The 10,534-nt window shown below is 36.9% G+C and carries 9 protein-coding genes and 2 pseudogenes; 4 read left to right on the forward strand and 7 right to left on the reverse strand.

Going from position 1 to position 10,534, the window contains the following annotated elements:
- Positions 1-143: 143 nt before the first annotated feature.
- Positions 144-1,484, reverse strand: coding sequence for a DNA recombination protein RmuC (locus tag RHOW815_RS04355; protein ID WP_215217121.1), 1,341 nt, complete (start codon positions 1,482-1,484; stop codon positions 144-146).
- Entirely contained in the window at positions 1,484-2,305 is an 822-nt protein-coding gene (locus RHOW815_RS04360; protein WP_215217122.1) for a CDP-alcohol phosphatidyltransferase family protein, read from the reverse strand. Before RHOW815_RS04360 ends, RHOW815_RS04355 begins: the two co-directional genes overlap by 1 nt.
- 344 nt (positions 2,306-2,649) lie before the next feature.
- Between RHOW815_RS04360 and RHOW815_RS04365 the strand changes: the two genes are divergently transcribed.
- Both RHOW815_RS04365 and RHOW815_RS04370 read left to right on the forward strand, forming a co-directional pair.
- Positions 2,650-5,814, forward strand: coding sequence for a ribonucleoside-diphosphate reductase subunit alpha (locus tag RHOW815_RS04365; protein WP_215217128.1), 3,165 nt, complete (start codon positions 2,650-2,652; stop codon positions 5,812-5,814).
- A complete protein-coding gene (locus RHOW815_RS04370) occupies positions 5,789-6,862 on the forward strand; it encodes a ribonucleotide-diphosphate reductase subunit beta (protein WP_256439909.1) in 1,074 nt (357 codons plus the stop codon). Before RHOW815_RS04365 ends, RHOW815_RS04370 begins: the two co-directional genes overlap by 26 nt.
- Before the next feature lie 68 nt (positions 6,863-6,930).
- Here the strand turns inward: RHOW815_RS04370 and RHOW815_RS04375 are convergent, their stop codons facing one another.
- Positions 6,931-7,074: a hypothetical protein gene (locus RHOW815_RS04375; protein WP_215217124.1), complete on the reverse strand. Its 144-nt coding sequence runs from the start codon at positions 7,072-7,074 to the stop codon at positions 6,931-6,933.
- 63 nt (positions 7,075-7,137) lie between these two features.
- Here RHOW815_RS04375 and RHOW815_RS08845 point away from each other — a divergent pair, with 63 nt between their 5' ends.
- Positions 7,138-7,260, forward strand: a complete 123-nt coding sequence (locus RHOW815_RS08845; protein WP_256439910.1) for a hypothetical protein — start codon at positions 7,138-7,140, stop codon at positions 7,258-7,260.
- 190 nt (positions 7,261-7,450) lie between these two features.
- A pseudogene (locus tag RHOW815_RS08570) lies at positions 7,451-7,636 on the forward strand (transposase); the annotation flags it as partial.
- Positions 7,637-7,656: 20 nt separating this feature from the next.
- Here the strand turns inward: RHOW815_RS08570 and ruvA are convergent.
- The 4 genes and pseudogenes from ruvA to RHOW815_RS04400 form a co-directional block, all read right to left on the reverse strand.
- Positions 7,657-8,238 (reverse strand): Holliday junction branch migration protein RuvA, encoded by a 582-nt coding sequence (gene ruvA, locus RHOW815_RS04385; protein WP_215217125.1) that lies wholly within the window; start codon positions 8,236-8,238, stop codon positions 7,657-7,659.
- Positions 8,231-8,740 (reverse strand): crossover junction endodeoxyribonuclease RuvC, encoded by a 510-nt coding sequence (ruvC, locus tag RHOW815_RS04390; protein WP_215217126.1) that lies wholly within the window; start codon positions 8,738-8,740, stop codon positions 8,231-8,233. Before ruvC ends, ruvA begins: the two co-directional genes overlap by 8 nt.
- 135 nt (positions 8,741-8,875) lie before the next feature.
- Positions 8,876-10,165, reverse strand: a complete 1,290-nt coding sequence (locus tag RHOW815_RS04395) for an NFACT RNA binding domain-containing protein (protein ID WP_215217127.1) — start codon at positions 10,163-10,165, stop codon at positions 8,876-8,878.
- Positions 10,166-10,432: 267 nt separating this feature from the next.
- A pseudogene (locus RHOW815_RS04400) lies at positions 10,433-10,534 on the reverse strand (IS5/IS1182 family transposase); the annotation flags it as partial.

The following is a 10,534-nucleotide window of genomic DNA, read 5'->3' on the forward strand; positions in this document are numbered from 1 at the left end:
TTTCTTCAAAAGTTTTTCGTTTCACTCCTGTTAGTCTTCTAAATTGCTCGGGTGAGAGTGATTGAAGTTCTAAGTAATTTTTCCTTTCCCTCCATTTAGGAAAGAAGTATAGCAAAAATCTAATTACGCAAGAAGTCTAATCTCTAAGAGCTTAAGTCTTTGCCTTTATGCAAGGGATGCACAAGCTCGGCAATTTGCAAATCTCGTGGTTTTTTATCAATTTCCAATAATGGTTCCAAATCCACTTCTTCAGAGAGCAATTGTAAATCCTTAAACTTGCGCGCTGTTACTAAAACACGAGTCTCTAAAGACCCCACTGCTTTATTATAGGATTCAACCGCTTGAGCCAAACTTTTACCCATTTTACACCAATGCCCTGTCATATCAAACAATCTTTTATATAACTCTTGACCAAGTTCTCTTACCTTTTCTGATTGCTTGGATAAATTCTCCTGTCTCCAACCATAAAACACTGTACGCAAAAGTGCAATGAGGGTTGTTGGTGTTGCAATGATTACCCCTTGTTCTGCACCTACTTCAATTAAAGAAGGATCATTCTCAAGTGCTGCACTAAAAAAAGCTTCTGCTGGTAAAAACAAAATGACAAATTCAGGAGCGGGTTGAAAGTGCTCCCAATAACTCTTTTTACTCAATGCATTAACATGAGCTCTTATATGACGTGCATGATCGCGAAATTTAGCTTCCTTAATCTTTTCGTCAGGATTGTACATAGCCTCTAAGTACGCTTCTAAAGGAACTTTGGCATCAATGATAATTTGTTTACCGCCGGGCAAGCGAACAAGAAGATCGGGCCTGATGCTTGTCTCTTCTGTAAATTTATGTTTTTGCTCGTAGAAGTCACAGTAGTTAAGCATACCAGCTAATTCAACAATTCTCTTTAATTGCATCTCCCCCCATCTACCACGAGATTGCGGATTTTTCAACACTTGCACAAGATTAGCCGTTTCTGTTTTAAGTTGTTTTTCGCTATCGGTTAAGGCACGTACCTGTTCTTTAAAAACCTCTCGCTCAGATTTACGTTCATTTTCATATTTACGCATCTCTAGATCGAGCTTGACCAGGATTTCTTTAAAAGGCACAAGCATTTCTTCTACTGACTGTTTACGTTTATCTAAATCTGATTGGGCAGAGATACGCCATTTAGCAATTTCTGTTTCAGCAACAGATAGAAACTGTTTGTTATTGTGCTCTAGTGCTTGAGAAGATAGCGATTGAAATAAAAGCTTAAAATGTTGTTCTGCTAGCTCCATGGCTTGTTGTCTTTCCTCAGAACTTTTTTGCTGCAACAAAAGCGTAAAAATCTCTTTTTCTTTTTCTTTTAATTGCAAATCTAAATTAGATACTTCTTCTGCTTTCTGCTGGGCTAAAGCTAAGGAAATCTCTAGTTTTTTTCGACTCATAAGAGCAAATAGCCAAAGTCCCCACCCAATAACAGCTAATGAAACGATGACAAGGTCCTTCATTAGTCCTCATGCTCGGGCTCGAAATCCACTAAAGTTTTTGATTTCCTGCCTGCAATCAAGCGGATAATCGATAAAGTCCATCCCAAAAGAATATAGCTCCATGTCACAATGGTTAACATGATCGGAAAGAAGTACAGCGTTCCATAAAAAATAAAAATAGCTGAGATAACAGTCCCAAAAACCAATTGAAAAGAAGGAACTCGAAAATGTAGAGCTTTGGAACTGGGAAATTTCCAACGACTTACCATAAAATACCCTAAAATAATCATTACAATGCTTAAGGTGATAGCATGCGCTTCTTCAGATAGAGAAAAATAGTTATGGAAAAAATTAGATGCAAATAAAAAATTTAGAGAAACCGCGGCTAAAGCAGCAGCGGGAATGGGAAGGCCTGTAAAGTGTTTTTTTTCAGATAAAGCTTCTGCATTTGGTTCCGTTGTTTTTACATTAAAACGAACGAGTCGTAAAATACCGCAGATGGAATAGAGCATAGCACCTAAAACGGCTAAAAAAGACAATCCTGTTCCAGGCTCTAATGATAATGTTTTTAAAAGCAAAACAGAGGGGGCTACTCCAAAAGATATGGCGTCTGCTAATGAGTCAAAAATAAATCCAAATTCGCTCTCTGCTCGAAACGCGCGAGCAACAGCACCATCTAGCAAATCTGCAAAGGCCGCTACTAATAATAAAAGCACCGATATACGCAATACTTGAAATAATCCAGAACCGGGCTCTACCATGTTTACTTTAAAAATCACAAATAATCCACAAGCTAAACCAAAAGCTGTGATCATGTTGGGAATGAGATAAACCCTTCGCATAACCCTCCTTTTTTAATCGTAAAATTGTTTTTCCCTTACATATAGAATCGTATCAGTTTCTTAGAATTGTTGCACTCTAATCACTTAAGTTCTTTGTTTAGAAAAGCATAAAAATAACTTTTTAAAAAGTATATTTTTTACTAGACAAGTAGCTTTTAGCTACTATATATGGTGTGCATGACTCAAATAAACTACCATATGTAGTATAAAGATCTTTTATTTTTTAGACTTCGCTGTAATTGCTTAAAACGTTAATCTAGGAGCCATAATGAGAAAGACCCAAGATCCTAACATCTTTATAAAAAACTAAAACACTTGGAGCAAAAAAATATATGAAAGGTTCAATGACTCAAGAAGATCCTGTGAAACTAAAAGAGGGCAACTCTTCACCTAAGGCCTCCCTACAGCATTTCACTGTTGTCAAACGCAATGGTAGCATTGTTCCTTTTCGTCAAGAGAGAATTTTAAGAGCTATTGAATGTGCCTTTCGCGACACCAAGAAAGTCGATAAAGAAACCCCTCTTAGCAATTCTTTACACCAATCTATCGATCAAATCGTTAACCTAGTGATTGAAGATTTGTATAAATTAGCTGTCCAAGGAACATCTTTAACCGTTGAAGGAATTCAAGATCAGGTTGAAGTCTGCTTAATGAAAGCAGGTCATCATGATGTAGCGCGAGATTATATTATTTATCGCGATCAACACAAAGCCTTGCGCGATGACTCTGTTCAGAGCTTAAAAATGATTAGAGAAGATGGAGTAGAGGTACGCTTTAATCCTATGAAAATCGCCTCTTCTTTGGAAAAAGCCTTTCGCTCTTCTATGGAAATCACAGGGTTTTCTCCAAAGCAAGTGGTAGAAGCCATTAATTTGCTCACACAGAATGTAGTTGCAAGAGCGCTGAGTCTTTCTAAAACAGGCGTTGTCCTTAGCTCTATTTTGATCGAAGATGAAATCGAGCAACAATTGATGAAAGCCGATTTTTATAGCGTAGCAAAGCACTTTATCTTGCATAGAGCCTTACTTGGCAGACAAAATCAACTCAAGTTCTCTTATCCTATCCCAGAAGATAGAACAACGCGTGAATTTACCATTCTTGATCAAGAGCAAAACAAGCGCACTATTACGGAAAAACAATTATTTACCCGTATTAAAGTAGCTTGTCGCGGATTAGAAGAGTTGGTATCTGCCGATGAACTTCTAGAAAACACGGTTTCTAATTTTTACGAAGGAATTAAGGAAAAAGAGGTTGACCTAGCCCAAATTATGGCAGCCCGTACAAAAATTGAAATTGAGCCTGCTTATTCTAAAGTAGCTGCCCGCTTGTTATTAGATGTCCTCTACCGAGAAACCATGGAAATTAGCTCTTCAGATCCTGATTTAGAGTCATCTCATCGCAGCTACTTTAAAAAGTATATCAAAGAAGGAATCAAACTAAGCAGATTACACCCTGATTTATTAAAGTTTGACCTTGATCTACTCTGTCATGCTATGCAACTGCAAAGAGATGATCAATTTACCTACCTTGGACTACAAACCCTATACGATCGCTACTTTATCCATCATGAACAGCGTAGGCTAGAAACACCGCAAATTTTCTGGATGCGTATTGCCATGGGTCTTGCTATGCAAGAAGAGCAAAAAAATGAACGTGCCATTGAATTCTATAACGTCCTTTCTACTTTTCTCTTTATGTCCAGTACTCCTACGTTATTTAACTCTGGAACGCTTCACTCACAATTATCCTCTTGTTATCTGTTAACGGTACAAGACGATTTGGGTTGTATTTTTAAAATGATCGCCGATAATGCACAGTTATCCAAATGGGCTGGAGGAATTGGCAATGATTGGACAAATATTAGAGCAACAGGCTCTCTTATTAAAGGAACAAATGGGTGTAGTCAAGGGGTTATCCCGTTCTTAAAGGTAGCCAATGACACAGCGGTTGCTGTCAATCAAGGTGGCAAGCGCAAAGGTGCGATGTGCGCCTATTTAGAAACATGGCATCTAGATATCGAAGATTTTCTAGAACTGCGCAAAAATACAGGTGATGAAAGACGGCGTGCTCATGACATGAATACAGCTAACTGGATTCCTGATCTATTTATGAAACGAGTTAAAGAAAATGGATTGTGGACCTTGTTTAGCCCAAATGACGTTCCCGATCTACACGATCTTTACGGGATGGATTTTGAAGATCGGTATAAAGAGTATGAACAGATGGCAACATCTGGAAAAATCAAACTATTCAAACAAATGGAAGCAGTTCAACTTTGGCGCAAAATGCTCAGCATGCTATTTGAAACAGGACACCCTTGGATCACTTTTAAAGATCCGTCTAATATTCGCTCTGCACAAGATCACGTGGGCGTCGTGCATAGCTCCAATCTCTGTACAGAGATTTTGCTCAATACTTCCTCCGATGAAACCGCTGTATGTAACTTAGGCTCGGTTAACTTAATCCAGCATATGAATCCTCAAGGAATCAATGAAGAAAAACTAAGCGCTACCATTCGCACAGCTGTGCGCATGCTGGATAATGTAATCGATATCAATTTTTATCCTACATTAGAAGCGAGTCATGCAAACTTAAGACATCGCCCCATTGGCTTAGGAATGATGGGATTCCAGGATGCTCTCTATGCATTGAATATTAGCTATGCAAGTCATGAAGCTATTGCTTTTGCGGATAAAAGTATGGAAATGATTTCTTATTACGCTATTTTGGCCTCTAGTGAATTAGCACGTGAAAAAGGCACCTATTCCTCTTACAAAGGCTCAAAATGGGAAAAAGAATTATTACCTATAGATACGATCTCTCTGCTTGAAAACCAGCGCGGAACCAATCTTGATATGGATCACACCTCGACTATGAATTGGAACATTGTACGCGCATCGATCAAAAATCATGGTATGCGTAACTCTTACACCATGGCCATTGCTCCCACAGCAACCATTTCCAATATCACAGCAGTTACACAATCGATTGAACCCTCTTATAAAAATCTATTTGTTAAATCTAATTTATCCGGTGAATTCACAGTTCCTAATGTATACCTTGTAGATCGTCTTAAAGAACTTGGCATTTGGGATCAACAAATGCTCGATGACCTTAAATACTTTGATGGTTCTATTGCAGAAATCGATCGTATCCCTCAAGAAATTAAACAAGTCTACCTAACCGCCTTTGAAATTGACCCAGAATGGCTTATTGAATGCGCTAGTCGTCGGCAAAAATGGATTGACATGGGGCAATCTTTAAATCTGTATCTAGCCCAGCCAAGTGGTAAGAAGTTACATCAAATGTACTTCTTTGCTTGGCAAAAAGGGTTAAAAACCACCTATTATCTGCGCTCTTTGGGAGCTACTCAGATTGAAAAATCGACAACAGATATCAACAAACGAGGGCTGCAGCCTAGATGGATGAAACACAAATCTGCCTCGAGTAATATTGCATTGCAGCGCAAGAGTTGTAACCTAGATGAAGGATGTGAAAGTTGCCAATAAGGAGATCATAACTATGAGCAAAACTACAGACACAAGAAAACGGGTTAATGTAGCACAAAAAAAACTGATTAACTGCAATCAAGTAGATGTAAACCAACTCATGCCTCTTAAATACCATTGGGCATGGGAGCATTATATGAATGGTTGCGCCAATCATTGGATGCCTACAGAAGTTCCTATGACCAAAGATATTGAACTTTGGAAAGCTAAAACTTTAAGCGAAGATGAACGTAGAGTGATTATGCGTAACTTAGGATTTTTCAGCACTGCTGAGAGTTTAGTTGGCAATAATATTGTACTTGCTATCTTTAAGCATGTGACAAACCCTGAAGTGCGTCAATACCTGCTACGTCAGGCATTTGAAGAAGCCATTCATACCCATTCCTTTGTCTATATCTGTGAATCTTTAAACCTTGATCAAGGTTTAGTGTTCAATATGTATAATGAAATCTCTAGCATTAAAGCTAAAGATGAATTTCAAATGCAGCTAACAGCTGAAGTTTTGAATCCTAATTTCTCAACCGATACAACACAAGGAGCGCAAAAGTTCCTCGAAAATCTAATTGGTTATTACCTCATTATGGAAGGGATTTTCTTCTATAGTGGCTTTGTCATGATTCTCTCTTTCCATCGCCAAAATAAAATGACAGGAATTGGTGAACAATTTCAATACATCTTACGCGATGAGACCATCCATTTAAATTTTGGTATCGATCTCATTAATGGAATTAAAGAAGAAAATCCAAATCTTTGGACTTTCGAGTTTCAAAATCAGATTATTCGAAAAATTAAGCACGCTGTTGAATTAGAGATTGCTTACGCTCAAGATTGCCTTCTTAGAGGAATTCTTGGTCTTACCTCTTCTATGTTCCGCGAGTATGTGCAATATATTGCAGATCGTAGATTAGAGAGAATTGGTCTTAAAGCGGTCTATCACTCAAAAAATTCATTCCCTTGGATGAGTGAAACAATGGATCTCGGTAAAGAGAAAAACTTCTTTGAAACCCGTGTGACAGAATACCAGTCAGCTTCGTCCCTTACCTGGTAATCAAGAGCAGGGAGAAATTCCTGCCTTGCTTAAAACATCTTTTTGTGTTACTTGTTCTAATTGTTTTTCTAGATAAACGAGGGATTAGCACTTCGATCAGATCTATATACAAGAGTATATAGTGGTTCCGATTCAATCGTATAGAAAAATATAGGATAAACGACAAGTTTTAAGTCAACGACTTGAAACTTGTCGTTTATCCTACATTTCAAAATATCTGTTATTTTCGGTATCTCTTCTAAGAGCCTGTTTAAAATCTTTTCAGTAAGGCATTAATGATAGTTTTCATAAAACCTTTGGAGGTAATTATGACCCGCTCTTATCCAAGCGATATCTCTCGTAACCAATTTAGCAAAATCCATCTAATACTTGAGTCTACTGGTGTATGTTACCCATAGATTATCCTAAATGGGAATTATGTGATTATTATTTCCCTCTTTGAAATAAAAAAGATGATAAAAATTCTAAGAGTACTCTTGAAATAGTTTTAAAAAAAATGGGTGTATAGAAGCATTTTCACTACATAAAACCATTTGTTCGGTGTAAAAAATGTTTTAGCAGAGGGAGGATCTTCTGGAGAAAGATTTGGTAGAAATAGCCAAAAGAAATACACTTCATACTTTTACAGTTATTCCCAAAAGATGGGTTGTAGAGCGTTCTTTTGCATGGATAGAAAAATGTCGCAGGCTATGGAAAAATTGCGAAAGAAAACTACATACAAGCCTGAATATGGTGGTTCTTGCTTTTATTGCTCTACTTTTGAAAAGATTTTAAACAGGTTCTTAATAGATAAATTAAACTTGCTTGAGAGCTGCTGTAATTAACTGCCCAAGATCGGGCTCTTTTTCCGATTGATTGAGAACTGTTTTGATGGCTTTTTGAGCTTGGATAGAAGGGTAGCCTAAATGGATCAGTGCGCTTAGAGCATCATTTTGCATTTGATTGTTGTTGTTTTGTGTAGAAGAGATGGGCAGGTTTAAGGTTTTTATCTTATCGCGTAGTTCGATAATTAATCTTTCAGCTGTTTTTTTACCAATACCTGGTGTTTTGGAAAGAACTTGGATGTTTCCTTGTAATATGGCTGCATGAAGATCTGGTAGCTCAAGATGCCCCATTAAACAAAGTGCTATTTTAGGTCCTACTCCAGAAATAGTGATGAGAAGCTCAAAAAAATCTCTCTCCAAGCGTGTTAAAAAACCGAATAACTGATGAGAATCTTCTCGAATAATAGGGGAAATATAGAGAGTAATTAGACAACCTTCTTGAGGAAGCTTTATATGAATAGGGACCCAAATTCGATATCCTATGCCGTGTACTTCCACAGTAACTTTTAAGGGTCTCGATTCTATAAGAGTGGCTTTAATATAATCAAACATGAGTTTTTAAATTAAAGTGTAGGGTATTTGCATGGCAAATAGCAAGTGCTAAAGCATCTGAGGCATCTTCTGGTTCAGGAATAGAGGATAGTTGTAGAATGAGTTGGACCATTTTTTGCACTTGGTTCTTGCTTGCAGATCCATTCCCAACAACAGCTAATTTTGCTTTTTTTGGCGCGTATTCAAATACAGGGATGTTCTGACGAGCAGCTGTAATGATAGCCATACTACGTGCCATAGCAACTTTGAATGCACTTTTTACATTCTTATCTACAAATTGTGTCTCAATAGAAACCGCATCAGGTTTGTAAGCTTTTAATAACTTTTCAAAGCTATTGAATAACACTAAATAGCAATGGTTGCTATCTGTATGAAAGGGAGGAGTAATCACTCCAAAGTCTAAAGGTTCTAGACGAGGATGCTCTACTTTAATGATCCCATAACCAGATTTCTTAATTCCTGGATCGATCCCTAAAATGACTAAAGAGGGTTTTTTATACATATCTTTTAACTATAGTAGTAAAATTCCTTTTTTCTCTATGCTAAATCGATATGAATAGGCCGCATTATTTAGTAAATATACATGCCATAATTGCACACAAAGAAAGATTTTAAACAGGCTCTTAGAGATACTTTTCTAGAGATTTTTTGCTGTTTGTTTTTTTAACAACTCTTTGACTCTATTCAGATCTAATTGTACTTTTTTTGTTCTATGCTTACTGACAAGTACTTTTCCTGTTGTTTTAGTACGACTCACATATTTAACCTTTGTGATCAGAACCTCTGCTTGGTTTTGTTTGCGGGCTTGACTAAAATACAGTGCTAGTTGCATAGCATCTTGCAAAATACCTTCATTGATTAGCTTGGCTTTAACAACCACATGAGAGCCTGCCATGGGGGTTACATGTAACCAGGTATCATTACCCTTTGCTATCGTAAAAGTTAATTTCTCATTCCCTTTAGCATTTTTACCGACTAAAATGGTGTATTCCTTATCTATAAAAGTGTGAAAATCACGCGCTTTATTACGCTCTTTTTTTAGAGGAGGTTTTTGATGAGGTAGTTCTATGCTTGGATTGGATAATTCTTTCTGAAGCGCATGCATTTTCTGATCGATCTCTTTCATAAATACGGGATAGAGATCTAACCTTTTTTTCCTTTTGCGCACTTCTTTAAAACGCGCCTGTAATTGCTTTTGGATAGGAACTTTTGGATCTAAAGCTATTTCTAGAAAAGATTGACTCGCCCAATTCATGACTCGTACGCTTTTCATCCCAGGTGCTATTTGTTGCAGATGGCTTTTTAATAATTCTGTTTCGTTTTGTAAAACCTGCCAGTTTTTAGCTCGATTATATTCTTCTTCATACTTTTTACGTTGTTTTTCTAGTTTAAGCAGTTGATTAGATATTTTTTTGCAATGTAATGCGAATAGAGCTTGTTTCTCTAATAACTGATAACGCTCTTCTATTTCCTCACTTGTGACAAAAGTAGAAAAATGATGGGTAGCAGGTTTTACAAGGGGTTTTTTATAATGAGAAGAAGTGGATTTATTGCTAAGTATAATAGCGAATAGGGGATCTGTAACAGCTAGAATCGGATGATGGTACATGAGCTCTGCGATAAAATAGTATTCTTCAAATCTTAAACAAAGAATGCGATCCTCTGAGAACAGAAAAATTTCCATACATATTCTTTCTCTTAAGATTTTGTTTACTTGATCTGCAAAAACAGAAGGATGCGCTTGATGTTTTTTATTTGTGATGTGAAAGCGACTAAATGATTTTTGCACACAGAGCAATAGCTGGATATTACTAAACACAAATACATAGCTTGTAGGGTTAATTTGCATAAACCTTACGAGGTTTTTACCTAAGATCCCTTTTTTAATTTCAAGAAGAAGAGAAAGCATTTCCGAATAACTCAACATAGAGTCTCTTTTTTAGAAAAATCTTAAAGACTATTCAAGTCTGATATAAATATAGTGGTTCCGATTCAATCGTATAGAAAAATATAGGATTAACGACAAGTTTCAATTCGTTGACTTGAACCCCATTAAGCTAGCCGTTTGAATCGGCACTACTATATACTCACTTATGGATATAAAAGAAGAGGGATCAAAAATGATACTATAGTGGTCTTATGCTAATAGCAAACCAAAATCAATCACTTTGTCAAAATACTCCTTAGAGCCTGTTTAAAATCTTTTCAAAAGTAGAGCAATAAAAGCAAGAACCACCATATTCAGGCTTGTATGTAGTTTTCTTTCGCAATTTTTCCATAGCCTGCGACATTTTTC

Source organism: Candidatus Rhabdochlamydia sp. W815 (assembly GCF_018642185.1).
Classification (GTDB): Bacteria; Chlamydiota; Chlamydiia; order Chlamydiales; family Rhabdochlamydiaceae; genus Rhabdochlamydia; species Rhabdochlamydia oedothoracis.

Coding starts and splice junctions, on each gene's coding strand:
- ruvC (WP_215217126.1), bottom strand. CDS start 8,740: ATGTATAAAAAACCCTCTTTAGTCATTTTAGGGATCGATCCAGGAATT.
- ruvA (WP_215217125.1), bottom strand. CDS start 8,238: ATGTTTGATTATATTAAAGCCACTCTTATAGAATCGAGACCCTTAAAA.
- RHOW815_RS04370 (WP_256439909.1), top strand. CDS start 5,789: ATGAAGGATGTGAAAGTTGCCAATAAGGAGATCATAACTATGAGCAAA.
- RHOW815_RS08845 (WP_256439910.1), top strand. CDS start 7,138: ATGATAGTTTTCATAAAACCTTTGGAGGTAATTATGACCCGCTCTTAT.
- RHOW815_RS04395 (WP_215217127.1), bottom strand. CDS start 10,165: ATGTTGAGTTATTCGGAAATGCTTTCTCTTCTTCTTGAAATTAAAAAA.
- RHOW815_RS04365 (WP_215217128.1), top strand. CDS start 2,650: ATGACTCAAGAAGATCCTGTGAAACTAAAAGAGGGCAACTCTTCACCT.
- RHOW815_RS04360 (WP_215217122.1), bottom strand. CDS start 2,305: ATGCGAAGGGTTTATCTCATTCCCAACATGATCACAGCTTTTGGTTTA.
- RHOW815_RS04355 (WP_215217121.1), bottom strand. CDS start 1,484: ATGAAGGACCTTGTCATCGTTTCATTAGCTGTTATTGGGTGGGGACTT.